A 25,377-nucleotide genomic window follows, 5' to 3' on the forward strand; every position below is an offset into this window, starting at 1 on the left:
AGTCCTATAGTAGCATAAACATCAGAAAAGAGCAGAACAGAAGCATTGACTTTTATCCTTCCATTGGATATCTTACCCAAACTGTCCGGAAACATGGTATGGTGAAGAATGAAAGGGGTGCAAAAGATGAACAAAAAAATGCTCCTGCCTTATTTGGCGGCAATTCTGAATGCCTCAATCGTGGGGCTGACCTTCCTGTTTACAAAACTTGCGCTCGAGGATGCCTCCCCGTCCGATACGCTGTCCTACCGTTTTACCCTTGGTTTTATTGTTCTTATTATGATCCAGATCATCTTTAAAGTGAAACTTCCGGCAGTCAAAAGCAAAAAATCCCTTGGCTATTTGTTGCTGCTTGCCCTGTTTTATCCAACTATGTTTTTTAGTTTTCAGGCTTTTGGCCTTCTTTATACCACATCTGCTGAAGGCGGTATTCTGATGGCGTTTGCTCCAATTTTAACTGCTCTTCTTGCTGCCTTATTTTTAAAGGAACGCACAAACTTCGTTCAGGTGCTGTTTATTCTTATGTCCATTTCCGGGGTTGTCTCCATTTTTATTATGAAAGGCGCGAGCATTCAAATGGGAAGCTATCTCGGCTATCTGCTGCTGTTTATAGCCTGTCTTTCCATTGCCGGCTATACGGTGCTCGCAAGGTTTCTTTCAGTCTCTTATTCTCCCCTGCAGCTGAGCTTTATTATGGTTACATTCGGCTTTATCTTTTTTAATGCCTATGCCATCATTCAGCATGCCGCAGCAGGTGATTTGACGAGCTATGCATCCCTGTGGACAAATGTTCCATTCTTGCTCTACACCTGCTTTTTAGGGGTTTTTGCTACACTTTTGACCTCTTTTCTGTCTAACTATATTCTTTCAAAGCTGCCTGCTTCCCAAATGAGTGTATTTGCGAATCTGTCTACGGTTATTTCCATTGCAGCCGGGGCAATTGTGCTGAACGAAACGATTTACCTGTACCATTGGATCGGCGCTTTCCTTATTATTGCAGGAGTAATCGGCACAAATGCCAGTAAAAAAACAGGATCAAAAAGCCGCAGCCTTTAATCCTGTTTTTCCGGAAGGGTAACATGAACAACGGTTCCCTGCCCTTCCTCACTTTCAAACTGAATGTCTCCCTGATGCTCTTCCCTGATAATCTTATAGCACACTGTCAGCCCGAGCCCTGTGCCCTTCTCCTTAGTCGTATAAAAAGGCTCGCCAAGCTTTTCGAGCCGCGCTCTGCTTAAACCGGTTCCTTCGTCTGCTATAGATAGTTGAATCCGGCCGTCAGGCAGTCTTTTAATAGATGCAGAGACTGTGCCTCCGCCAGGCATGGATTCGATTGCATTTTTAATTAGATTAATGAACACTTGTTTTAAGTGATTTTTGTAGCCTTTTATCCAGAAGGGTTCGCTTGCAGCAAGCTTAAAGCGAATATCCTTTGTTTCGGCACTGCCTCTCATAAGCATCATGACATCTTCAATCACCGTCTTCATCTCAACAGAAGTCATCGTCTGCATTTGCGGCTTTGCAATCAGCAGCAATTCTCCGACAACTTCATTGATTCTGTCGATTTCTTCTGACATGACTCTTAAATGATCCCGCCTTGCACGCAGACTCTCATCCTCCTGAAGAATCTGGACAAAACCTTTAATAGAAGTAAGGGGATTTCGGATTTCATGGGCAATGCTTGCCGCAAGTTCTCCTATGACACTCATCTTTTCTGATTTTAAAATAAGTTCGGCATCCCGCTTCTTTTGAGTGACATCGTTCCCTATGCAGAGTATGTACGTTTCGCCTTCAAGCCTTACCGGTATTTTCGTGACTTCGATCCATCTCGTGCCTCCGGTCGAGTCGATTGCAAGCTCAGGCTCTGCCCATTTTTCGGTTTCCCACGACAGGATGCGAAGCTCCTCATCCCGGATTTTTTTTATTTGATCCGGCTGGTCATTTAAATCGGAGTCTTCTTTTCCGATCAGATCACTTACTTCCCTGCCGTAAAGCTCAGACATCGCTTTATTGGCCAAAACGAACTTCAGATGCTGATTTTTCACGTAAATGTAGCTTGGATTCAAGTCCATTACTTTCATGAGAAAGTCCTTCTGATCGTTTAAATCCCTGTTCATCCGCTGAATCCGCCTGGAGTGCATAATAAAATATGCCATAAAAATGATAAGCGTCGACAGAACTGAACCAAAGCTTGATAAAAACAAGGGAAGAACATGGTAGCCTGCAAGCATCCCATTCATGAAAACAAACAAAATTGATGTGCAGAAAAAGATACTGAAGAAACGCACGTCTCTGTCAGCAAGGTGCATGGAAACCCTGATCAGCATGAGGATGGTGAAAAAAACAGCCGCAATGTTCAGAAAAAACGTCCAGTTCAGCCCTCCGAACACAGGATAGTAGTGGTCAGGGAAAAAATCATCCTGAATCATTCTCATGCCTGAGATTCCGTAAGACGTAAGGTTAACAGTAAAAACAAGGGTGCTCCAAAGCATAAAAATACGGAATGTTTTTATGTTAATGACACTGAACCAGTTTTTTTCGGAAACAAAGTTCTCGTCTTTTAAAAGCAGGTACATGAAATAAAAAACCACAGGCAGGATAAAAATGGAGCCAAAGCGGCCGATTTTAAATAACCATTCGGCTGTTCCGGCTGAAAATATATCCGTTCCGTACAGGACCGCAACATCAATCTGCCAGATAAACAGCATCATTAAAAAGGAAACGATCGCCTTTGAAAGAATGGTTTTTTCGTTTATATAAATAATCATCCCAAGAAGCATTGGAATGAGGGACACAAGTCCAAGGATGGTGAAATACATAATGGCGTTCACTCCGGTTTAATTGTGTAAGCAATCCCCATTATAGACGATAATCTGCCGGTGCGCGCATTCAATTTATCATTGTCTTATTTAAGAAAACAAAAAACACCTGCAGCAGGTGCTTTTCTAGTCCCATGTAAACCTTTCTTCTTTCCACGGATTTCCATACATGTGATACCCGTTCTTCTCCCAAAATCCAGGGTGATTGTGCTCTGTAAACTGAATAGCGCGCAGCCACTTGGCGCTTTTCCAAAAATACAGATGAGGAAAAACGGCTCTGAACGGATATCCGTGCTCTGGTGTGAGCGGTTCTCCGTTATGGGAGTGGGCAAGCAGACTCGATTCTTTCAGAAAGTCCTCAATTGGGAGGTTTGTCGTCCATCCTTCTTCGGCATGAAGAATACAGTAATTTGCGTTCTCCAGCAGGCCGCAAGCTTTAGCAAGTTCCTCCATTCTAATTCCTGTCCAGACATTATCAAGCTTTGACCAGCCCGTTACGCAGTGAATATCGTTTCCCTGCTCTGATTGAGGCAGGCTCATGAGCTCTTCATATGTAAACCGCTTCGGCTGTTTGACAAGCCCGAAAATCTGAAGATCCCATTTGCTGATGTCTTCATAATACGGTACATTCCCTGCATGCAGGACAGGAAATGTCGTTGTGACATGCTGATTTGGCGGCACTCGGTCCGGGTCGCCTTTCGATCTTACCTTGCCAAAATACATCTAAACACCACCTTTGTTAACTAAATAAAAATGAAGTTGACATATTTACGCTTTTTCAGTTACTCTTTAATGGAACATACATAGCATCTATGGGGGATGAGAACATGAAAACAAAATTAAAAGCTTATGATCTGGCGCTTGTCGGGATGTTTGCGGCTCTAATGGCTATTGGCGCAAATCTTACTTCCTTTTTAACGGTGGGCACCGTACCATTGTCCATGCAGCCCTTTTTTGCTATTTTAGCAGGTTTGCTCCTCGGAAGCAGGCTCGGGACACTATCCATGATTGTATATGCACTAATCGGGATTGCCGGTGCACCTGTATTTGCCCAGTTCAGCGGCGGAATCGGCGTCATTTTCGGCAGCACGGGCGGATTTATTTTTTCCTATATTGCAGCCGCATATGCAGCAGGTAAAATTCTCGAGGCAAACAAAAAACCGGGACTGCCTGTTTTCATGCTGGCATCCTTTGCAGGCATTGCTCTAATTTATCTTATTGGAACGACTTACATGTATGCGGCTCTGAACTACTGGATGAATGTCGATATGAGCTACATGGGGGCCTGGGCTGTTATGACTTGGTTCATGGTCAAAGATGTCATCTTTACCGTGATAGGAGCGCTTATCGCGCCGAGAATCTATTACGCTGTTCACAGAAAAGCGGGAGCTGGAAGACACCGGGCAGCCTGAATCTTCTTTAAAAGCAGACGGATTTCATTCCATCTGCTTTTATTTCGTTCATGCTCATAAAAAACCTGCACGCTCGTGCCCGCAGACATACAGATTCTGATTTCATCCCTCAGAAGGACAACTGCATATCCTCTGAAGAGATAGCGAGCATCATAAAAAATTGTCATTTTTCTATTAACCCTTCATTATTTAACTGAGATAGATTCATTTTTGAAAAAAAGGAGGTGTGCGATTGAGAAAACGAGTATTGAATTGGATCCTGCTGGTTCTCTTCTCAGTACCGGCTGCAGCATGGGCTGTGACTAAAAGCTTTGATGCAGGTTTTATCACTTTTTTTCTTTTACTGGCAGTCTTCATGTCATTCGGGCTGTTCGTGATCAAAAGGGACTTAACAAGGCAGAATCAATCTGAGATTTGGAAAACAGATAAGATGACAGACGGGGAACTTGAAGAGTTTGTCAAAGAGCTCCTTGTAAAACAGGGCTATCATGCTGACACTTCAGGTGAGCATGAAGGAATCAGTTTTTTACTTAGAACTCCTTCAGGAAAGACAGTTGCTGTCAAAGTGAAAAGCCACAAAAAGTCTGTTGGAGTAAGGCTTGTTCAAAAGGCATTTAAAGAAGCTCTTTCACTGAAGACTGACGAATGCTGGATTATTTCCAACAATCATTTCTTTACTGTTCAGGCAGAAGAATTCGCAAGGGAAAATAACATCCGGCTATATGGCAGGCCCCAGCTTATTCCATGGATAATAAATGTTAATCAGGGAAAAGCCTATACTGGAATATGAATGCAGACCGGCCGTTCCTTCAGCACACGCCAAAGCATATCAGTCAGCAAAGCTGCCAATATGCTTTTTTATTGTTTTCAAAAAGGTCTATCATATTTTTGCAGAAAGCAGCACAGGGATTACTGATCATTTAAAGCGCCTTTGTTATCAATTTCTTAATTGAGCAAGTAATTCGTTTTGAAATATCAAATCGTTTCTTTTATCAGAATTTTTACTTAATTTTTCTTCCCAATCTCCCAATTTATAAAAGGATCTCTGATTTCCGTCAGGATCTTTTTCAAACTCTATTAAACTTTTTCTCAAACCGGATTGATATTTCTCTTCAGTCAGAAATGTAAATACATCCTCAGCTTTTTTTGCCGCCTTTTTTTCTTTGCCTGATAAACCTTTTACAATAGTGCTGAGTTCTTTCGTTATGATTAAAAAATTTTCTCTGGCATTGATTTGAATATATAAATGCTTATATTGAAGTTCTGTAAATTCTTTCATAAGAGCTCTGACATTCTTTAAGACGTTTTCATCTAATACCCCTGTATCAACTACTTCTCCGTGAATCTTCAAGGCTTCCGGACGAATCTCTCTTATTCTTTGAAAGCCTCCATCCAGCTCTTTTATTTGGGATGCAGCAAGATCAGCCTCACGTTTGCTTGATTGAACGAAGGGCTTTATTTGTTCCAAAAGATTTATCGTATCCTGAAAGACAGCAGTCGGTTTCCTGCTTTCGGCTTGAGCTTGTTCATCAATCCCAAACATAAAAGAATTAAATTCTATAAACATTCGGTAAGGAGGAATGGCCTCCTCTCTCGGAGGTATTTCTCCGTTTTCGCGCACTATCAGGTATCCTTTGGTACTGCCCAGTCTGTTGTAGGCAGATGCCCTGAAGCGGGATTGATCACAGAGGACAGCATATTTTGCTGTGTCGATTTTTTCCAGAAAACGTTTGTGCTTTTTAAATGCCAATTCAGCCGACATCATTCATCTCCTTCACATCTTATTTCCTTTTATGTAACCATATAAAAGAAGCGCACCTCATCACTTCTTCCATTAAATACCCAGATTGATGAATAAGTTAACATACCGATTAAATTTCACAAAATAAAACACACCTCATATACTGATTGGTGTGTTCGTGGGCTATATATGGAACTTCTGAACCGACCCAGTCAGCCAATTGAGCGCAGTCTGCCGTTTAAGAACTAATCATTTCCTATCTTCCTTATTCTCCTCCAGATACTGAGCCTCTTCAGCATCCGTCAGCACACCAGTTGCTTTGCCTATTGTTCCCCCCTGAAGATTCCACACTGCATTATGGTCCCGGTCAGCTTCTGAGTAATCCCCCTCGAGCCACCTGCTTAACATGTCAAGATACAGATCTGCATGGCCGAATGCAGTTTTGTTGCTTTCAATCTGCTTCATTAAGTAGAGAATCCGTTCTTCCGTTATTTCAAAATGGATCCATTTATCTTTTGCCTCAACCTTCTGGTGGGACATGCCGTGCAGGTACTTCTGAATTTGATCTTCTGTTACCGTTTCGCCGCCGACCGGAAACGGATTGCTGCTCAAGTCTACTTTTGCAAGCTTGTCTGCATGTTTATCAATCTTGCTGTCTACCTGTTCAGCACTCTGCACCGGTGTTGGATTCAAATCGGTAAAAACATAAGCCGCAGCTCCTCCGCACACGAGAACAAAGAAAAGAACGCCCGCAAAAATCCGCTTCTGCTTTGTCCACTTCATGACAGCACCCCTCTCATTTTTCTTGTCTAGTTCGATTTCTTTTCTTCAATCTCCTGCCGCAGATTGAATCCTTGCACAACTAGACAAAATTCGATAAAATCTTACAGTATCATAGATTTCATGTATATTAGATTCCTATTATGGAAAAAATTATAATGAAATTTAATGAAAGAGGTGAACGTCATGACCGTTCTTCAAATGAAGCGCTACTTTTTGAATGAGCTTGAGCGCGAAACATATGAAAGCAAACTGGCTGCCGAAAAGCCTGAGCTAGAAGACGTTATTCTTGAAATGGATGACGAAGAGCTTGTTCAGCGGATAAACAACTTATCTGAAAAATAGTCAAAAGCCTCCTGCATGAGCAGGAGGCTTTTTCATGTTTATAAAACCATTGCCGCAATCCACCCGAAAACAATAAGCGGAATGTTATAGTGAAGGAAAGTTGGTACAACGGTATCCCAAATATGGTTATGCTCACCGTCGGCATTTAATCCTGAAGTTGGCCCAAGCGTACTGTCAGACGCAGGAGAACCTGCATCCCCCAATGCTCCCGCGGTACCGACTAAAGCGATTGTCGCCATCGGGCTGAAACCGAGTTCCAGACAAAGCGGTACAAAAATGGTAGCGATAATCGGAACAGTAGAGAACGAAGATCCAATCCCCATTGTTACAAGCAGACCAACAAGAAGCATCAGCAATGCAGCAAGCGACTGGTTTCCGTTAATCAGATCGGCTGACGTTTTTACAAGAGATTCAATATGTCCCGTTTCCTGCATAACAGCTGCAAATCCTCCTGCAGAAAGCATGACAAATCCGATAAAGGCCATCATTCTCATACCCGTTGTAAGCAGTTCATCTGCTTCATTCCATTTCATCGAACCTGTTGCATAAAGGACGATAATTCCTGCAAGCGCACCGAAGATCATTCCTTCTACCTCAAGTTTTTGAGACAGGATCAATTGGACAGTTAACGAAACTGCAATGGCAAGTACAGCAAATCCGACACTCTTTTTCGTGTAAACAGCCATTTCCTGACCACCAACGTTTTTCGTTTGATAGGTACGTTTTTTCCTGTACGTGAAGAAACCCGCAATCAGACCTACCACCATACCTGCAGATGGAATCAGCATCGCCTCAGGAATATCTTTCAGGCTTACAGTTAATCCGCCGGATGCCATGTTTTTTTGAAGGATATCATGAAAAATTGCGCCGAATCCCACCGGAAGCAGCATATAAGGTGTAATCAATCCGAATGCAATGACTACTGCAATTAAGCGGCGGTCTACTTCCAGCTGATTAAGAACCTTAAGCAGCGGCGGAATTAATACCGGTATAAACGCGATATGAACCGGAACCACGTTTTGTGAAAAGATTGAAATAATCAGTATGACTAGAATAATAAGTACTTTGGATAGAGATTTCTTTCTCTCTTCTCCTTCTTTGCCAACCAGTTTAATCGCTCCGTCAACCATTGCATCAGGCAATCCTGTTTTTGAAAGAGCGACAGCAAACGCACCGAGCAAAGCGTAGCTCAAGGCAACTGTGGCATTGCTGCCGAGACCGCCCGTAAATGTTTCAATTGTTGCTTTTAAATCAAGACCGCCTGTCAATCCGCCGACAAGAGCTCCAGTAACAAGGGCAAAGACAACATTTACCCGAAGCAGGCTCAAAATCAGCATCACAACGACAGCCAAAATCACTGCATTCATCTATAAAACCTCCGAAATCTTTTGCTTTAGTTTGGTAATGTATTAGAGAAATAAATTCAATAGAGATAAAATAACATACTTTTAATTTTGGTGTCAATGTTAAAATTTTATTATATTAGCAGACTAAAGGATTTGTTGAATAGATGAGTTTAGATCCAAGTTTTTCTGTGGGGCAATATTACAATTCTCTTGATTTCTTATGCTATCTTTATACACGTGCCTATTTTTACCGTAAGATTCCATCCCTTCCTTATGCTATTTTCCAGCTCGCTTCACCTGTATCCAATTTCCAGCGAGCTTCACCATTAGTCCGACAGGCAAAAAAAATGCCCGGCAGTTTGTAACTGCCGGACACCTATACTTTATGCTTCAAACCGTTCAACTAAAGCTGCCAAAGTTCGCGCCATAACACCTGTGGCGCCCGCAGGACCAAGTTCGTCCCCTTTAGAAGATGTCGCTGTTCCTGCGATATCAAGGTGAACCCAAGGTGTGCCTTCTGCAAATTCACCGATGAATGTGCCGGCCATAATGGCGTGCCCTTCGCGTCCCGGAGAATTGTTCAAATCCGCCATTTTGCTTCCGCGCACTTTTTCAATGTCCTTCTTTGTGATCGGCAGTCTCCAGATTGGCTCGCCGCATTCATGCGATGCCTCAAGAACCTGCTCAAACAGGGCTTCATCGTTTGTCATAGCTCCAGTAGTATGAGTGCCGAGTGCGATGATGACTCCTCCTGTAAGAGTCGCTACGTCCACTAAATAGTCTGCTCCGTGGTGCTTGGCATACGTGATGCCATCCGCAAGGACCAGCCTTCCTTCTGCATCAGTATTCAGCACCTCGATTGTTTTTCCGCTTAGTGATACGATAACATCGTCCGGTTTAAACGCATTGCCGCTGATCATGTTGTCTGTTGATGGAATCACTGCCAGTACATTTTGCTCTGGCTTCAGCTTTCCGATGATTTCCATAGCTCCAAGAACGGCAGCCGCTCCGCCCATATCTGTTTTCATGCCGACAATGCCGTCCTTTGGCTTAATCGAGTAGCCTCCGGTATCAAATGTGATGCCCTTGCCGACAAGGCCAATTACATCTTTCCATTCTTCTTTTCCCTGATATTTCAGGACGATCATCTTCGGCGGTTCCTCAGAGCCTTTGTTTACAGCAAGAAGCGCTCCCATTCCAAGCTTCTCCATGTCTTCCTTTTCAAGCACTTCATACTCAAATCCGTATTTCCCCGCAAGATCTACAGAATACTTGGCAAGCTCTGTTGCCGTTAAAATGTTCCCCGGCATGTTTACAAGCGTCCTCGCAGCATTTGTTCCTTCTCCAAAAGCAGACCCTACTGTCAGACTTGAGCGTATTTCATCTTCATCTGTCTGCGAAATGACTGTGACCTGATGAATGTTCCGCTCGGGTTCGTTTGAACGCTGTTTATAATCCTGAACTTTATATGTAGAAAGCGGCAGCACCTCGGCAAGCGCATGTGCGGCCTCATTCCCGTCGACGTTTTCGTTTGTAAACGTATCAAGGCATACAGCTACAGACTGAATTCTAGCGTCCTGAACTGTTCTGAAAAGCTTGGCAAAAGCTTCTCTTGATGCATCAAAATCATATTCTTTTTCCTTCCCGAGCCCGACAAAGTAAATTCGCTTTACTGTCAGTTTTCCGAGTGTATGCACTTTAGTAATGGCTTTCTTTTTTGCCGGCAGATCTCCGTCTTTGCTAAGTTCAGAAAGCTGTCCGTCAAGCTTCCGGTCAAGTTCTTCAAGGACGCCTGAAAACGGCCCGTTTTTATGAAAAAGACCGATTACGATTGTTTCTTCTTCCCAAGATGCCTGTGATTTAATATGCAACATCCAAGCACACCTCCATCATATATTATGTTTTCATTCCTGCTCATTCAGGTAAAGAAATAGAGCAGGCAGTTTTGGGAGCCGTCCCGCTTCTTCAAAAGGCACCGACTGCACGTCAGATGGAATGATTTCAAGTGAACGTTCCATAAACTCATTTATCTCTTCAAGGTCGACGCCCCAGTGAAAAGGACGGTAAGGCTGTATGTAGGAGTGGCCTGCTTGCATCATAAGCCTTGCTCCTTTAATATTGCCATATTCGTAATGATAAATAGCGACCGTCATCTGAAGCAGCCCTTTTAAAAAAAGGTTATCTTTTTCAGTCAGCCAGATCCATTCGAGCAAATCATGGCACGTATAATAATCGCCTTCATTAAATGAGATAAAAAACTGATAATATTCCATCGGATAAAGAGTCATGAAGCAGGCACACTCCCCTCTGTCCCCATTGTATCAAAGCACAAAAAGTTTTTATACTATTTGAACAAATGACAAAGGATAAGGGCATGAATACATGGAACTATAATTGAGAGCGATACCAGCATACCATCACGAAACCGAAAGGATGTAAGACTTCATGGAGACATTTCTTAACTTCCCTTTACTGGCTTCACTTGCAGCCATCTTTTTTGCACAATTTGTAAAAGTGCCCATCACCTACATAGCCACCCGCAAGATTGACTGGTCGCTTATCACAAGCACAGGCGGAATGCCGAGCTCTCACTCTGCAGCCGTAACGGCCCTTGCAACAGGGGTAGCGATTGACAACGGCCTTGCTTCCTCCCTTTTCGCTATTTCAGCCGTCTTTGCAATCATTACGATGTTTGATGCAACTGGAGTACGAAGACATGCCGGTGAACAGGCAACCGTCCTTAATAAACTTGTCACCGACTTTAATACATTTGTAGGTGAAGCCAAAAACTGGCCAAAACAGGAAGAACAAAAAAAGCAGGAAAAATTAAAAGAGCTCCTCGGACATCAGCCGATCGAGGTGTTCTTCGGAGGACTGACAGGCATTCTTCTGACTCTCTTCCTCCATTATCTGATTATCTTATAAAGGAGAGATCGCGTGCGCCTGATTTCAATCTGCCCAAGCAATACAGAACTTGCTGCCTATCTGGGGCTTGCAGATTCTCTTGTAGCCATAGACGACTTTTCAGACTGGCCAAAACGGGTAACTGAACTCCCAAAGCTTGGCCCCGACCTGTCCATAAATATGGATCTTGTTGAACAGCATCAGCCAGACCTGGTTCTTGCCTCATTGAGTGTGCCGGGAATGGAAAAAAACATTGAAGAGCTAAAAAAGCGAAGCATCCCGCATCTTGTTCTTAATCCGCAGTCTTTTAAAGACATTGGCGATGATTTGCTTGCAGTCGGAAGAGCAGCAGGAGCGGAAAAAAGAGCTGAAGACATTGTTTCCCGGTATCATCAGTTCCTTGATGAATACCGGGAAATCTCAAAGAAGCTGAGCATACGCCCGACCGTCTATTTTGAATGGTGGCCGAATCCGATTTTCACACCGGGCGCAGTCAACTGGCTCACAGAAATGTGTGAACTTGCAGGCGGTACGAATCTATTTAAAGATGTCGATTTAGCGAGCGTTCAAACGGACTGGAGCGATGTAGCAGAGAGAGACCCTGACCATATCTGCCTTGCCTGGGTCGGAGTGAAACAAAGCCGGATGAAAATCTCGCATGTTTTAAAGAGACAGCATGCAGAGAGCGTTGCAGCTGTAAGAGAGAACCTTATACATCTGCTCGAAGAACAGCTTTATTGCCGTCCTTCCCCCCGCCTGCTGCACGGGCTTGCGAAGCTTGCTGACATCTTGCATCCTGGCGTTTATCCAAAACCGAAAGCAATGGATGATTTGCAATTGCGCATTTAACATTTAGTCCCTGGCCGCGGCCAGGACTTTTTTTATTTGTTCAGCTTTCGCCTGAGGACAATTTCTACCGTTTGATAGAAATGTGTCCATATGGAAATCGTCCAAAATTGGATTTGGGGTGCTGGTAAGACAGAATAGAACCATTAATCGAAGATGGGCTGGTGTGAAAGGTCATAAACACAACAGATATGACCCTTTAGTGTGAAGGAAACTGTCTGAGGGGTTATAAGTGCATATGATAAAACCCTTCAGCATGAAAATAACTCTGTGAAGGGTCATAAGGGCACAAGATATTACCCTTCAGCATGAAAATAACTGTGTGGAGGGTCATAAGGGCACTTGATTTAACCCTTCAGCATGAATATAACTCTGTGAACGGTCATAAGGGCACAAGATATTACCCTTCAGCATGAAAATAACTGTGTGGAGGGTCATAAGGGCATAAAGCCCTCAGGTAACAATCACCAGTCTCTAACTCTTTGTTTTAGGCTTCATGTATTTTTGACGGAACGCCTGCATGGAACTGTTTTCATTAAGCTCCGTCAGCTGTTTTTCAGTTAACCGTCCGTTTCCTTTCTGGACGATGTATATGTCTAACGTTTTTTTGCCCCAGAACTCATAGACTTCATCTACGGTGTCGTAGTAGAGATCAAGCTCATTTCCTTTGATGGCGCCCCCTTTGTCCGCTACGACGCCGAAGCCGTAGTCTGGTATAAAAAGAATGGTGCCGATAGGAAAGACGTTAAGGTCAGCTGCAATTGTAGAATATAAATCTCTTTTCACTTTTACGCCGGAATAAGTAATGCCGTATTCCGGATGTTCGGGATGCTTACCCGTTGATTCGAAGCCTGCGGTATATCCGGTAGCCGTAACTTCTTTTTTGGGATAGTGCGCCATTTGATCCTCAAGCGATTCTGATGTTTCAACGGCTGCTGAAATCGCAAGTGCCGTTTCTTTGCTTTTTAATGACTTGAATGTAAGTCCTGACAGTTTGTAGGGGTGATTTTCTGCCTTTAATCTTCCTTCTGCTAATCCGGTCCAGCCCGTTATATCTGTCGCTTCTGCACCTGAAAAAGCCTTGAACGTCGCGCCAAGCGCAAGCAGCAGCATAATAGCCATCATCATGCGCCTTATCGATTTTTTCATTATGGATGTCACTCCTCTCACTCAAGAAAAGCGTAATCGCCCGTTTAGCTCCGACAGCCAGATAAGAAATCACTTAAAAAGTCCGGATTTGACTTTTTAGGGGATTTTGTTCTGGCGGAGGAGTTGGGCGCTGGAGCTAGACACCAGTACGCCTTATAATTTCTATTCTCTAGAATAATCGTTTCCAATCAGGAAGCGAAATATTCAGAATGAAGAGGGATCCAATTTCTTCTAGCTCCTATCTAACGGAGTATAAACATACTAAAAAGACCTGCACGCATCGCACAGATCAGGACTAAAACATTTGATATCCTCTTTTTCGCAGCATGTTAATGACGATTCCGGACACGATGGCTCCGGCGAGTCCGCTTGCTAATATCAGGATATCTGCAAGGGCCAATGACGCAAAACGCTGTCCAAGTGAGGAAATAGATGAACCGGGAGCTGTGAAGTAGGCCGTAAATTTAACTGAATCTACGATAAAGATGCAGACAATCGGATAAATAATAGCCATGATCCATGACATTCTGAGCAGCATGTTCAGCAAGAAACCGATTCCAAAAAACAAAACAAAAAATAAAAGCATTGAAATGATTAATACAGGCAAAAACAAGTTATCCCCTCCAATACACCTCTTTTAGTGTACTGAACAAGGGATAACCCGTCAATCTTAAAATCTATGCTGATTTCTTCCCTGTTCCATTGCAGCAGTCACATGTTTCGGAACCTCCAAGAAGCAGCTGGAAATATCCTTTACCCGAACAATAAGGACACTCTTTCTTTTCAATAACAGATCCATTGATCATCTATATTTCCCTCCCGGTAAAAATCTCTTTTTAGATATTGAAGATACTATATCAGGTTCTTTGTAAAGGATAAAGGAAGAAAATCTGACGAGATTCCTTATGTAAGCGAATACATCAACTTCTTTCTCCCGTTTGCTTAACTTTTCTTATTATTTTGAAAATTATAAAAATAAACGGTAAGCTGTGTATCCGAACTGATTTCCGGGATTGGCCCCGTCCACTTTGTTCAGCATTTTTTCAAACGTTTCATCTGCGAATGATTTTAGAAGCAAAGACGAATCACTATGCTCCCTTAATAGATCGGGGTGCATAAAGGCTGCTTCAAACAGTTCATTTTCCTGAACGGTAATGTCTGAAGAAACGGCTTTAAGCCTGAAAATAATCATGTTATCGCTGATTTTTTCATGGATGACACCTGACCTGATCCCAATCACACCAAGTGCAGCCGTTTCTATCCCTGTCTCTTCTAAGATCTCTCTTGAAACAGCTTCATCAACTGTTTCTCCCTCGTTTACAAAGCCGACAGGAAATGACCATTTGCCCTTTAAACCTCCATAACGCTTTTTAACGACAAGCCATTCACCATTGTCATTTTCAACAAGCCCTGAAACGGCAATCCACACATTTCCCCGTTTGGATGACATTTAAAACTCCCCTTCCTTTTGAAAATTCTTTATGTAAATATCAATTTTTGTGCAAAAAAAAGACAAAAGCATATAGCTCTTGTCTTTAGTTTAATCGATTTCTCAGAAAAACTTAAATTTTCCTTTTTTCACTACAAGACCTGCTCCGCCAACCATCATAAGAGCACGGTTATCAATCATTTTCTTCATGAATGAAGCTTTTGTACCCATTACTTTTTTGCCGAACACCATGCCTACTGCATCGTCTTCGCCAAGAGAAGCTACTGTACCTTTGATATCAGGCTTGAACTCTTCCATTTCGCCCTGGTCGCGGACTGCAACTGAAATGTTCTTGGCAGCTGTGATACCTTGCTGCATAGCGATTTGAGCTGTCGGAGGGTATGGACGGTTGATTTCTTCGTTGATCACAAGAGAGCAGTCCCCGATGATAAAGACATCATCATGGCCTGGAGCTCTAAGGTAAGAGTCAACTTTTACGCGGCCGCGCATGTTTTCAAATCCGGCTTCTTCTACGATGCTGTTTCCGCGTACGCCTGCTGCCCAAACAACTGTGTCAGCTTTAATTTCTTCCATTACATCGTCTTTTGCAACGATAATGCCGTCTTCCACACATTCTTTAATCGCAGTGCCGATTTTAAATTCAACACCTTTGCGCTCAAGATGGTTTACAGCATACTCAACAAGCTCAGGGTCAAATCCAGGAAGAGCTGTTGGAGCAGCCTCTACGCAGATGATGCGCACTTTCTTATGATCAACATCGTACTCGCGGCAAAGCTCAGGAACACGGTTTGCAAGCTCTCCAAGGAACTCGATGCCGGTGAAGCCTGCTCCGCCCACAACAATCGCAAGACGCTGGTCGCGTTTTACTTCTTCTGTGTTGTAAGTAGCAAATTGATATTCGATGTGCTCGCGCAATTGACGTGCAGCATTAATATTTGTAATGCCGAATGCATATTCTTTAAGACCTTTAATTCCAAATGTCTCAGGATGAGAACCTAGAGAAACAACAAGATAGTCATACTCAAGCTCACCATTTGAAAGGACAATTTTCTTCTCATCTTTGTTGATCGATACAACTGTATCTTTCACAAATTTCACGCGGCTGTTATCAATGACATCTTTTACTTGGTATCTTGCTTTGTCATGATGCAGCGTACCAGCTGATGCCTCGTGAAGCCATGTTGTTTCATAATGATAATCATTTTTGTTCACCAGTGTAAGATCTGCTTCATTTACACCGATCATTTTTTGAAGACGCGTAACTGTCATTAATCCGCCGTAACCTGCACCTAGTACTACTATTTTGGGCTTTCTCAACCGAATCACATCCACCTTTTTTGATTTTTTTGCTGTGAAGGATAGAATAATGTCTATATTCCTTATCTTCCTCCGCTTTACAGCTTTTTATTTTGTTTTCCGCAAAAAAGTTTGTGAAAATGTTCACTTAACTTTTCAGAAAGAAGCAAATAATTAAATATGATAGAAATAATGCCTATATTCCATAATAGCACCTGTACTGATTTTTTCAAGACCAAATTAAAGGATTAAAAACGTTAAGAATTTTACAAAAATAAAAACATTCTCTATAATAATCATAATCAAACAGTGAATGACTCTTTCGCGCCGATGCCGGCTGAAATGACGAACGAGTGACAATATGTTAACATTAAGAATCATTATCAATTACAATTGGGGGTTATCTTTGTGAAGGAAGACACAAAAGTATACGACATCACGATTATCGGAGGCGGACCGGTAGGATTGTTCACGGCGTTCTACGGCGGCATGCGCCAGGCATCTGTTAAAATTATTGAGAGCCTTCCGCAGCTTGGGGGACAGCTTTCTGCCCTTTATCCTGAAAAATACATATATGATGTAGCGGGATTCCCAAAAGTCCGCGCTCAGGAGCTTGTCAACAACTTAAAAGAACAAATGGCTCAATTTGAACCAACGGTTTGTCTTGAACAGGCAGTTGCAGATGTTGAAAAACAGGCAGACGGCGTTTTCAAACTGACAACCGATCAGGAAGTGCATTACTCTAAAACCATCATCATTACAGCCGGAAACGGTGCTTTTCAGCCGCGTAAAATCGAGCTTGAAGAAGCGGCTTCGTTTGAAAAATCAAACCTTCACTATTTCATCGATGACCTGAATCAGTTTGCAGGACAGCGCGTACTCGTATGCGGAGGCGGAGACTCGGCAGTAGACTGGTCACTTATGCTTGAACCGATTGCAGAAAAAGTGTCCCTTGTCCACAGAAGAGATAAATTCCGCGCCCACGAGCACAGTGTAGAGAATTTAAACAACTCAAAAGTTCAAATCCTGACTCCTTTCATCCCAACTGAACTGACAGGAACAGACAAGATTGAACAGGTTGTTTTAGAAGAAGTAAAAGGCGACCGCAAAGAAGTCCTGGATGTTGATGCTGTCATCGTAAACTTCGGTTTTGTTTCCTCTCTCGGCCCGATTAAAAACTGGGGACTTGAAATCGAAAAGAACTCCATCCTCGTCAACAGCAAAATGGAGACAAATGTTGAAGGAATTTATGCGGCAGGAGATATCTGCACATACGAAGGAAAAGTCAAGCTGATTGCAAGCGGATTTGGAGAAGCCCCAACTGCCGTTAACAATGCAAAAGCCTATATGGATCCAAAAGCAAGAGTGCAGCCGCTTCACAGCACAAGCTTGTTTGAAAAATAAGCAGAATCATGAAGATGGCAGAGAAATAGTTTGTTTCTCTGCCATCTTTTTTTATTTGCGTTACCGTTTTTGGTTTAATCCAGAAAAAAAACGATTAGAGCGGCAAGTTTTACATGCTTACTGCCAAGATTAGCCTTTTTATAATCAACTTTTCCCGCTTTACTGCCAACTCTTTCTGATTTACTGCCAACTTCCCTTGTTTTACTGCCAACTCTTGCTTTTTAACAACCAACCACTTAGTTTTTCTCTATCTTTATTTACTGCCAGTTTTGGCTGTAAGGGTTATAAAAATACGGCTGCGGCTGCTGATATCGCTGGCCGTCAAACTGCATCATACCCTGATCTGATCCGGGCATCTGGCCAAACGGACTTCCCTGGCCTCCCTGCATGCCTCCGCCCTGGCCCATTCCAGGCATCTGGCCGAAAGGACTCTGCTGGCCTCCCTGCATGCCTCCGCCCTGACCCATTCCAGGCATCTGGCCAAACGGGCTCTGCTGACCTCCCTGCATGCCTCCGCCTTGACTCATTCCAGGCATCTGGCCAAACGGACTTCCTTGGCCTCCCTGCATGCCTCCACCTTGACCCATGCCAGGCATCTGGCCAGGTGACCCTCCTTGACCGCCTTGTGAGCCTCCGCCCTGACCCATTCCAGGCATCTGTCCAGACGATCCCCCTTGACCGCCTTGTGAGCCTCCGCCCTGACCCATTCCAGGCATCTGTCCAGGCGTTACCCCTTGACCGCCTTGTGAGCCTCCGTTCTGACCCATTCCCGGCATCTCGCCAAATGGGCTCTGACCGCTTCCGGAACCGCCATTTTGGCCTCCTGTTCCGCCATTTTGGCCTCCTGTTCCGCCGTTCTGACCCCCTTCAGTTCCGCCTTGCCCTCCGGATCCGCCATTTTGACCGCCGGATCCGCCTTGCCCGCCGTTCTGTCCGCCTTCTGAAGAGCCGCCTTGCTGCCCCTGCTCTGACTGACCGCCTCCATTTTGCCCTTCGCCTTCAGCCTTCGGAGGTTTCTCCATTACTTTAAATGATTTTATATCGCTAACGTTTACTCTGCTTGTAGTTAAAGCAGGAAAAGACAGGATATACGCATCTCCCGACTCTTTGTCTAAGTAAAAAATAAAGGCCTCTTTTTCAGCATCATTTGAAAATGTGAACTTTCCCCATTTATACAGACCTTCATTTAATTCGTCTGTCGAATTCAGACGGTAAGAATAGTAGCCTTGATACGGCGTATATGGATGATAATACATACTTTGCTCTGCCCCCTTATCGTTTTCACACCCATACTATATGCTGGGTTTTTGTCCAGTGTCAGAGAAAAGAAACAGGGGTTATTATGTGCAACATGCAAAAAAAGACATTCCCCTGTCATTCCAGGGAAATGTCCTTTTATCAGCACTCCTCAGGAGTACCAGTATTCGTTGCCGTTCTGAAAGAAGAACCGCAGCCGCATGAAGCGATGGCATTCGGGTTGTCGATTGTAAAACCGCCGCCCATCAGCGACTCTTTAAAATCAATAATCGTGCCTTTCAGGATTGGCGTGCTCTCCTTATCTACGACGACTTTGATGCCGTGAAGCTCAAATTGGGTGTCATCTTCGCCCGGCTCCTGCTCAAAGCCCATTCCGTAAGAAAGCCCGCTGCATCCGCCGCCTTTTACGCCTACACGCAGATAAGCCTGCTCCTCGCCGTTTTCTTTCATCATATCTTTTATTTGAAAAGCTGCTGCTTCCGTAATTGTTACTAAATCACTCATCTTTATTCCTCCTTTGCCGATTATCCAAAGGCTATGCTACCAGTATACCCAATCCGAAAGGAAGTCTCAAATGATTCAGCCTGTCAGCTGTTATAGTAATAAACTCCTGTGCAGATTACTTCAGCTGGTCCTGTCATAAAAACATTTCCTTCTTTAGACCAATTAATAAGCAGATCTCCGCCTGCTAAATGAACCGTCGTATCTTCTCCTCTTTTAGTAAAGCCGTTTAAAACTGAAGAAACAACGGCGGCACATGCCCCTGTTCCGCAGGCCATCGTTACGCCTGAACCGCGCTCCCACACCCTGAAGTGAAGTTCGTTTTCAGATACGACTTCTACAAATTCGACATTCACACTTTCAGGAAATAGAGGGTCTTTTTCAACAACCGGACCAAGGGTTAAAACAGGTGCCGTCTCAATATCATCCACATAAAAGACCAGATGAGGATTCCCCATTGAAACAGCAGTGCCCATATACTGTTTTCCGCCAAATTCAAGAGGTGCGTTTATCGCTCTTTCATCCGGATTTCCCTGCATCGGAATTTCGCTGCGGGTAAGCAAAGGTTCTCCCATGTCAATTGTCACTTTGCTGATAACGGAACCTTCGCCTTCAAGTTTTGCATAGACAAGGCCTGAGAGGGTTTCAATTGAAAACTCTCTTTCTTCTGTCAGTTTATTCTCGTACGCGTATTTCGCCACGCAGCGAAGTCCGTTTCCGCAGTTTTTTCCTTCAGAGCCGTCACTGTTGAAAATTCTCATCTTTACGGCTGCTTTATCTGAAGGGCAAATCAGGATCATGCCGTCTGATCCTATCCCTGTATAGACATTCGATACCTTTACGGCGATGTCGGCTAAACGTGATTCTTCTATCTTTTCTTCAAACATATTTACATATATATAGTTATTTCCAAGTGCGTGCATTTTGGTAAAGTTAAATTGGTTCATAAGAGTCTCCCGTTTTTTTTCTTTTTATAAGTATAAAATGCTGGAAACTGGAGCACAATAGAAATATCCCCCGTTTGTTATAGATAATAAAAGCTCCCTGCTTCGTGCAGGGAGCTTTTATTCGTTACAGCAGTCTTAAAACATAAACATTCCTGCAATTGCAGCACTCAACAGGTTTGCAAAGCCGCAATCGCAAAAAGCACGGCAACCCCCATTATTCCCCATAAAAAATCCATCATTTCTTCAACTTAGACAATAATTTTTGATGTGTCTAAAATAACAGCCGATTTCAGCAGTGTCCATATACTTTTGACAAAAAAACGATATTCACTACTTGCTACATTTTAGAGTGCTCCTGATTAGTCCCATTATGCAAGAAAGGATACTTGATCTCCTGCACTACTCCGTTTGATGGTCCTGAACTGAGAGATAAGTGCCATCAAAATAGAAAATCCTCCGCTTGATGGTTCTGAACCCAGAAATAAGTGACATCACAACAGAAAATCCTCCGCTTGATGGTTCTGAACCCAGAAATAAGTGACATCAAAATAGAAATTCCTCCGCTTGATGGTTCCGAACCCAGAAATAAGTGACATCAAAATAGAAATTCCTCCGCTTAATGGTTCCGAACCCACAGATAAGTGACATCAAACATAAAAAAACACGCACCGAAGTACGTGTTTCTTAAATATGCATCTATTAAAACATAGGATTTTCTTCCAGATACTCATAAACGTTCTTTACGAGTTCGTCTGATGTCTCCCCTGTTACAATCTCTCCGTTGACAAGGGCATAGAGTGACGAATAGCATTTGCCGCAGTACCCTAAACACCCGTATTCAATAATATCCAGATTCGGATCCTTTTCGAGCTGTTCTAAAGCAGCCTGGGAGCCGTTCGCCAGATTGCTTATGCAAAATTCAATTATTGGTTTCAACCTTATCACCTCGCACCTGCAACCAATGCTACTCTTTTCATGCCCCATCGTCAATATTTAACGTTTTGTGATATACTTTTCAGTAAATAACAACACATATTTATAAAAGTGATTTACTATTGGCGGACTTTGCAGATTATTAGATGACTTTTTCATAACATATTGTGGTTTATCTGCAAATTCGTTATACTTTTATATGGCATATTGCAAAGGTTTTCTTATGAATCATCCATAAAATAGATAAGAATATACTCGCTTAATGAGGAGAAAAAGGGGAATCTGCAATGAAGAACTTAGTTATTCTTGGCGGCGGATACGGCGGAATGCGCATCCTTCACAGGCTGCTTCCTGGACAGCTGCCTGATGATGTGCAAATTACACTCATAGATAAAAATCCCTATCACTGCTTAAAAACGGAATATTACGCGCTTGCTGCGGGAACGATTTCAGACCATCACATACGCGTCGATTTTCCTGAGCATGAGCGTTTGAACACAGCTTACGGGGAAATCACTTCCATTGACCTTCAGGAAAAAAAGGTTTATCTGTCCAATCAGGAACCGATTTCATACGATGATCTGATTATCGGCCTGGGCTGTGAGGACAAGTATCACAATGTTCCGGGAGCAAAAGAATATACACACAGCATCCAGACCATTGACCAGTCACGGGAAACATATCAGCTGCTTAACAACCTGAGCGGCGGTGCATCTGTTGCAATCGTTGGCGCAGGCCTAAGCGGCGTTGAACTTGCCAGTGAGCTCAGAGAAAGCCGCAAAGATTTGAAAATCACATTATATGACCGCGGCAAGAATATTCTCTCAAGCTTCCCTGAACGTTTGAGCAAATATGTACAAGGCTGGTTTGAAGACCATGGCGTGACAATCGTGAACAGCGCGAATGTGACAAAAGTAGAGCAAAACGTTCTCTACAATCATGATGAGCCGCTTACATATGATGCCATCGTATGGACAGCAGGCATTCAGCCAAACAAAGTAGTCAGAGACCTTCCGGTTGAAAAAGATCTGCAGGGAAGGGTCATCCTGACGAAGCAGCATTTTCTTCCTGATTATGAGGATGCTTTCGTTGTCGGCGACTGCGCGAGTCTCCCTCATGCTCCAAGTGCCCAGCTCGCTGAAGCACAGGCCGAGCAGATTGTTCAGGTTCTGCTGAAAAAATGGAATGGTGAAGAACTTCCGCAAAACTTCCCTGCCTTCAAATTAAAAGGTGTGCTCGGATCACTTGGAAAAAAACATGGCTTTGGCCTTGTAAATGACCGTCCGCTGATTGGACGTGTCCCTAGACTTTTAAAATCCGGGATTCTTTGGATGTACAAGTATCATAACGGGTAAAGGACAGGATGCTACTTCTGACTGCGCACACATAATAAAAACGCAAGGCTGTCTGCAGCCTTGCGTTTTCTTTGTCTTTTTTCACGATGCTGAAACATAGCCGTACTTTTCCATTTCTGCATAAATCATTTTTAATTTCGGACTGCCTTCTCCTACCACTTCTCCATTAATGACGACAAGCGGGTAGAAGTATTCATCATTCGCAATCTTTTCTGCAAAATCCTTTTTCTCTTCGTCTTCGTGCTCCTGGTAGATATCCACATATTCAATATGAAAGGGCTGCTGCGGGAATTTGCGTGTGAGAGCTGCTTCGAGCCATTCGCATGTATCTTTTGTTGAAGGGAGGTTCACACAGCTCGGACATAGCACTTCAGCACCGTACACAAAAACCTTTAATTGTTTATCCATCGTTCTCCCCCTTTTCTTTCCTTTCATTGTAAGGGACAGTGTGCATTTTTGCCATGAAAAATACAGGGTGCTATCCATTTTTATTCCCTGCAGATTGTGATAAAATAAAACTGATTACAGAATTTGCACCAGTCAAAACAATAGATTTTCAGAAGCATTTTGAATATAATAGCAAGATAAGGAAGGAGTCGATTTAAAATGGCAACAGAAACTCATATGATCGAACAAGTTCAGGAAGTACTTGATAAATTGCGTCCGTTCCTTCTTCGCGACGGCGGGGACTGTGAACTGGTTGATGTGGAGGACGGCATTGTAAAGCTGCGTCTTCTGGGTGCATGCGGAAGCTGCCCGAGTTCAACTATTACACTTAAAGCCGGTATTGAACGCGCTCTTTTAGAAGAAGTTCCTGGCGTTGTTGAGGTAGAGCAGGTTTTTTAATGTAATAGAAAAAAGATGGTGAGCCCGCTCACCATCTTTTTTTATTTACAGGTATTTATCAAACCATTCCTTAATATGATTCAGGCGGTCAATTCTGAGCTTTGGATGCCCGCTTCTTGACAGTTCATGGTTCGCTTCAGGGAAACGGACGAGCTTAGTCTCTTTTTTGAGCTGCTTCAGAGCGATGTAAAGCTGTTCTGCCTGCTCAACAGGACAGCGGTAGTCCTTTTCTCCGTGAAGGATAAGAAGCGGTGTTTCGACGTTCTTTACGTATTTTAACGGTGAATGGTGCCACAGCTTCTCGAAATCATCAATCAAATTCCCGCCAAGCTCCCATTCAGTGAAGTAGTATCCGATGTCGCTCACTCCGTAAAAGCTGATCCAGTTGGAGATTGAACGCTGAGTCACTGCTGCTTTAAACCGGTTTGTATGGCCGACAATCCAGTTTGTCATAAAGCCGCCGTAGCTTCCTCCTGTTACACCGAGCCGGTCCTCATCGATAAAATCATATGTTTCTAGCGCATAGTCAACTGCACTCATCAGATCGGTATAGTCGCTTCCGCCATAATCTCCCCGGACCTGGTCAACGAAATGCTGGCCGTATCCGTGGCTTCCGCGCGGATTTGTATAAAGAACCGCTTTTCCGCTTGCAGCGAGCATTTGGAATTCATGGAAATAGGTGTTGGCGTACATCGCGTGCGGACCGCCGTGAATCTCAAGAACAAGCGGGTACTTCACGCCTTCCGCGTAGCCTGCCGGTTTCATGATCCATCCGTGAATCTCAAGTCCGTCCTCCGCTTTATATGCAATTGCTTCCGGGACAGAGAGCTCCACTTCGTTTAAAAAAGTTTCATTAATGCTTGTCAGCTGCTTGTTTTCACCTGTGCTGAAATCGAAAAAGTACAGGTCGCTCGGGTGATCCGGACGGCTGATGCCAAGGACAGCCGTATGGCTTTGAACATGAACGGACAACCCATAGACGTGCTCGTTTTCAAAACGGACAGGAACTGTCTGGCCTTCAAGCGAACCGTAGTAAACGCCTGTATTTCCCTGATCCGTCACTATGAAATAAAAGCCCTGGCTGTCTTCCGTCCAGATAAGACCCGGATAGACACTTCCCGAAATAAAATCTGCAACTGCTGCATCGCTGATATGAACATCCCAGTCTGCAGAATAGCAGGAAAGCTCTCCAGTTTCACGATTAGACAGCCAGATTTTTGAGAATGTAGCCCCAAGATATTCTTTTTCATGTCCTAAAAAGGCTACATACCTGCCGTCAGGCGACCAGGATGGATTGCCGTAAAATCCATTGCTGTTTGTCAGTTTTGTCAGGTCCTGACCGTCCAGGGACAGAATATAGACATCTGAGATCAGGTTTTGGTCAGGATCATCCGTCATATTTGATGTAAAAGCTATGGCCTTTCCATCAGGTGACCATGACGCGTCGCTGCAGTCATATTCTCTGAACCCAATCAGTTTGAGTTCTCCGGTTTCCGCATCTGCAACAGCAAGCTGTCTTTTTTTGTTTCTGACGAAGCCTGAAGCATCCGACTTATATCTCATGTCTTCAACAACGAGCGGTTCCAGCTGCTTTTCCTCTTCTTTCGCTTTTTCCAGTGTATCTTCAGGAGCAAGTGCAAGAGAAACAAGGATACTCGCACTATCAGGGCTCCACACAGGCTGGGAAACGGCAAGATGCTCTTCGGTCAGTGCTTTTGCTTCTCCACCTCTTGCTGACATGACGTAAAGCTGATTTTTCCCGCTTCTGTTGGACAAAAAGGCAAGCCTGCTGCCATCGGGAGACCATCTTGGCGATGTGTTTCTGTGTTCGCCAAATGTCCATTGAACCTTCTCGCCTGTTTTTAAATCAAGCAAAAACAGGTTTGATATGTAATGATGTTTTTCTTCCTGAATCGATGTCTCAACGTATACAGCTTTCGTTCCGCAGGGTGACATTTGCGGATCGTTGACAGACTTCAGTTTGTATAAATCTTCTGCAGCAATGACCCTTTTTTCCATTTTCACTAACACCATTCTTTCTCTTAA

Annotated in this window: 26 protein-coding genes and 1 pseudogene; 9 read left to right on the top strand and 18 right to left on the bottom strand. The window is 43.6% G+C overall.

Annotated features, from left to right (window positions below):
• Positions 1-126 precede the first annotated feature (126 nt).
• Positions 127-1,056 carry a DMT family transporter gene (locus ACTSEZ_RS10720; protein WP_369734219.1) on the top strand — a complete coding sequence of 310 codons (930 nt, stop codon included), beginning with the start codon at positions 127-129 and terminating at the stop codon, positions 1,054-1,056.
• On the opposite strand, the gene ACTSEZ_RS10725 is transcribed toward ACTSEZ_RS10720, so the two are convergent.
• A complete protein-coding gene (locus tag ACTSEZ_RS10725) occupies positions 1,053-2,819 on the bottom strand; it encodes an ATP-binding protein (RefSeq protein ID WP_369734220.1) in 1,767 nt (588 codons plus the stop codon). The genes ACTSEZ_RS10720 and ACTSEZ_RS10725 overlap by 4 nt on opposite strands.
• A 126-nt stretch (positions 2,820-2,945) precedes the next feature.
• Positions 2,946-3,542 (bottom strand): sulfite oxidase-like oxidoreductase, encoded by a 597-nt coding sequence (locus ACTSEZ_RS10730; protein WP_369734221.1) that lies wholly within the window; start codon positions 3,540-3,542, stop codon positions 2,946-2,948.
• 104 nt (positions 3,543-3,646) lie between these two features.
• Here ACTSEZ_RS10730 and ACTSEZ_RS10735 point away from each other — a divergent pair, with 104 nt between their 5' ends.
• Positions 3,647-4,231 carry a biotin transporter BioY gene (locus tag ACTSEZ_RS10735; RefSeq protein ID WP_369734222.1) on the top strand — a complete coding sequence of 195 codons (585 nt, stop codon included), beginning with the start codon at positions 3,647-3,649 and terminating at the stop codon, positions 4,229-4,231.
• Between the two features lie 232 nt (positions 4,232-4,463).
• On the top strand, positions 4,464-5,021 hold the full coding sequence (locus tag ACTSEZ_RS10740) for a restriction endonuclease (RefSeq protein WP_369734223.1): 558 nt from the start codon (positions 4,464-4,466) through the stop codon (positions 5,019-5,021).
• Between the two features lie 147 nt (positions 5,022-5,168).
• On the opposite strand, the gene ACTSEZ_RS10745 is transcribed toward ACTSEZ_RS10740, so the two are convergent.
• Positions 5,169-5,993 carry a hypothetical protein gene (locus ACTSEZ_RS10745; protein ID WP_369734224.1) on the bottom strand — a complete coding sequence of 275 codons (825 nt, stop codon included), beginning with the start codon at positions 5,991-5,993 and terminating at the stop codon, positions 5,169-5,171.
• A gap of 228 nt (positions 5,994-6,221) precedes the next feature.
• Positions 6,222-6,755, bottom strand: a complete 534-nt coding sequence (locus tag ACTSEZ_RS10750) for a DUF6241 domain-containing protein (protein WP_369734225.1) — start codon at positions 6,753-6,755, stop codon at positions 6,222-6,224.
• A gap of 183 nt (positions 6,756-6,938) precedes the next feature.
• On the opposite strand from ACTSEZ_RS10750, the gene ACTSEZ_RS10755 reads away from it, so the two are divergent.
• Entirely contained in the window at positions 6,939-7,097 is a 159-nt protein-coding gene (locus tag ACTSEZ_RS10755; protein ID WP_369734226.1) for a hypothetical protein, read from the top strand.
• Positions 7,098-7,135: 38 nt separating this feature from the next.
• Here the strand turns inward: ACTSEZ_RS10755 and ACTSEZ_RS10760 are convergent, their stop codons facing one another.
• The 3 genes from ACTSEZ_RS10760 to ACTSEZ_RS10770 all read right to left on the bottom strand — a co-directional run bounded on the left by ACTSEZ_RS10760 (position 7,136) and on the right by ACTSEZ_RS10770 (position 10,731).
• Positions 7,136-8,464: a Na+/H+ antiporter family protein gene (locus tag ACTSEZ_RS10760; RefSeq protein ID WP_369734227.1), complete on the bottom strand. Its 1,329-nt coding sequence runs from the start codon at positions 8,462-8,464 to the stop codon at positions 7,136-7,138.
• Positions 8,465-8,826: 362 nt separating this feature from the next.
• Positions 8,827-10,317: a leucyl aminopeptidase gene (locus tag ACTSEZ_RS10765; protein ID WP_369734228.1), complete on the bottom strand. Its 1,491-nt coding sequence runs from the start codon at positions 10,315-10,317 to the stop codon at positions 8,827-8,829.
• Positions 10,318-10,347: 30 nt separating this feature from the next.
• A complete protein-coding gene (locus ACTSEZ_RS10770) occupies positions 10,348-10,731 on the bottom strand; it encodes a DUF309 domain-containing protein (RefSeq protein WP_369734229.1) in 384 nt (127 codons plus the stop codon).
• A 157-nt stretch (positions 10,732-10,888) separates the two neighbouring features.
• Here ACTSEZ_RS10770 and ACTSEZ_RS10775 point away from each other — a divergent pair, with 157 nt between their 5' ends.
• Both ACTSEZ_RS10775 and ACTSEZ_RS10780 read left to right on the top strand, forming a co-directional pair.
• Positions 10,889-11,368 carry a divergent PAP2 family protein gene (locus ACTSEZ_RS10775; RefSeq protein ID WP_369734230.1) on the top strand — a complete coding sequence of 160 codons (480 nt, stop codon included), beginning with the start codon at positions 10,889-10,891 and terminating at the stop codon, positions 11,366-11,368.
• 12 nt (positions 11,369-11,380) lie between these two features.
• Positions 11,381-12,196, top strand: a complete 816-nt coding sequence (locus ACTSEZ_RS10780) for a cobalamin-binding protein (protein ID WP_369734231.1) — start codon at positions 11,381-11,383, stop codon at positions 12,194-12,196.
• Between the two features lie 471 nt (positions 12,197-12,667).
• On the opposite strand, the gene spsC is transcribed toward ACTSEZ_RS10780, so the two are convergent.
• The 5 genes from spsC to ACTSEZ_RS10805 all read right to left on the bottom strand — a co-directional run bounded on the left by spsC (position 12,668) and on the right by ACTSEZ_RS10805 (position 16,118).
• On the bottom strand, positions 12,668-13,342 hold the full coding sequence (gene spsC, locus ACTSEZ_RS10785) for a stationary phase survival protein SpsC (RefSeq protein ID WP_369734232.1): 675 nt from the start codon (positions 13,340-13,342) through the stop codon (positions 12,668-12,670).
• Positions 13,343-13,637: 295 nt separating this feature from the next.
• Complete coding sequence (locus tag ACTSEZ_RS10790; RefSeq protein WP_029566651.1) at positions 13,638-13,928, bottom strand: YuiB family protein; 291 nt, start codon at positions 13,926-13,928, stop codon at positions 13,638-13,640.
• Between the two features lie 91 nt (positions 13,929-14,019).
• On the bottom strand, positions 14,020-14,148 hold the full coding sequence (locus ACTSEZ_RS10795; RefSeq protein ID WP_158001666.1) for a YuiA family protein: 129 nt from the start codon (positions 14,146-14,148) through the stop codon (positions 14,020-14,022).
• 161 nt (positions 14,149-14,309) lie between these two features.
• Complete coding sequence (locus ACTSEZ_RS10800; RefSeq protein ID WP_369734233.1) at positions 14,310-14,792, bottom strand: NUDIX domain-containing protein; 483 nt, start codon at positions 14,790-14,792, stop codon at positions 14,310-14,312.
• 102 nt (positions 14,793-14,894) lie between these two features.
• Positions 14,895-16,118: an NAD(P)/FAD-dependent oxidoreductase gene (locus tag ACTSEZ_RS10805; RefSeq protein ID WP_369734234.1), complete on the bottom strand. Its 1,224-nt coding sequence runs from the start codon at positions 16,116-16,118 to the stop codon at positions 14,895-14,897.
• 378 nt (positions 16,119-16,496) lie between these two features.
• On the opposite strand from ACTSEZ_RS10805, the gene yumC reads away from it, so the two are divergent.
• Positions 16,497-17,492, top strand: coding sequence for a ferredoxin--NADP reductase 2 (yumC, locus tag ACTSEZ_RS10810; protein ID WP_369734235.1), 996 nt, complete (start codon positions 16,497-16,499; stop codon positions 17,490-17,492).
• A gap of 257 nt (positions 17,493-17,749) precedes the next feature.
• On the opposite strand, the gene ACTSEZ_RS10815 is transcribed toward yumC, so the two are convergent.
• The 4 genes from ACTSEZ_RS10815 to ACTSEZ_RS10830 form a co-directional block, all read right to left on the bottom strand.
• The gene (locus tag ACTSEZ_RS10815; protein WP_369734236.1) at positions 17,750-18,748 is read right to left on the bottom strand and encodes a hypothetical protein; all 999 of its coding nucleotides are present in this window, start codon (positions 18,746-18,748) and stop codon (positions 17,750-17,752) included.
• A gap of 142 nt (positions 18,749-18,890) precedes the next feature.
• Positions 18,891-19,253 carry a HesB/IscA family protein gene (locus ACTSEZ_RS10820; RefSeq protein ID WP_369734237.1) on the bottom strand — a complete coding sequence of 121 codons (363 nt, stop codon included), beginning with the start codon at positions 19,251-19,253 and terminating at the stop codon, positions 18,891-18,893.
• Positions 19,254-19,336: 83 nt separating this feature from the next.
• Positions 19,337-20,197 (bottom strand): diaminopimelate epimerase, encoded by an 861-nt coding sequence (dapF, locus tag ACTSEZ_RS10825; RefSeq protein ID WP_369734238.1) that lies wholly within the window; start codon positions 20,195-20,197, stop codon positions 19,337-19,339.
• 699 nt (positions 20,198-20,896) lie between these two features.
• Entirely contained in the window at positions 20,897-21,133 is a 237-nt protein-coding gene (locus ACTSEZ_RS10830; RefSeq protein ID WP_503129021.1) for a YuzB family protein, read from the bottom strand.
• A 284-nt stretch (positions 21,134-21,417) separates the two neighbouring features.
• Here ACTSEZ_RS10830 and ACTSEZ_RS10835 point away from each other — a divergent pair, with 284 nt between their 5' ends.
• Positions 21,418-22,485 carry an NAD(P)/FAD-dependent oxidoreductase gene (locus ACTSEZ_RS10835; protein ID WP_369734240.1) on the top strand — a complete coding sequence of 356 codons (1,068 nt, stop codon included), beginning with the start codon at positions 21,418-21,420 and terminating at the stop codon, positions 22,483-22,485.
• An 81-nt stretch (positions 22,486-22,566) separates the two neighbouring features.
• Here ACTSEZ_RS10835 and ACTSEZ_RS10840 read toward each other — a convergent pair whose 3' ends face one another.
• Positions 22,567-22,893 (bottom strand): YuzD family protein, encoded by a 327-nt coding sequence (locus tag ACTSEZ_RS10840; RefSeq protein ID WP_369734241.1) that lies wholly within the window; start codon positions 22,891-22,893, stop codon positions 22,567-22,569.
• Between the two features lie 104 nt (positions 22,894-22,997).
• Here ACTSEZ_RS10840 and ACTSEZ_RS10845 point away from each other — a divergent pair.
• A pseudogene (locus ACTSEZ_RS10845) lies at positions 22,998-23,331 on the top strand (NifU family protein).
• Between the two features lie 45 nt (positions 23,332-23,376).
• Here ACTSEZ_RS10845 and ACTSEZ_RS10850 read toward each other — a convergent pair.
• Positions 23,377-25,350: a S9 family peptidase gene (locus tag ACTSEZ_RS10850; RefSeq protein WP_369734478.1), complete on the bottom strand. Its 1,974-nt coding sequence runs from the start codon at positions 25,348-25,350 to the stop codon at positions 23,377-23,379.
• Positions 25,351-25,377: the final 27 nt, after the last annotated feature.

Origin of the sequence: Metabacillus mesotrionivorans, assembly GCF_052171315.1 — a bacterium.
Taxonomy (GTDB): domain Bacteria; phylum Bacillota; class Bacilli; order Bacillales; family Bacillaceae; genus Bacillus_P.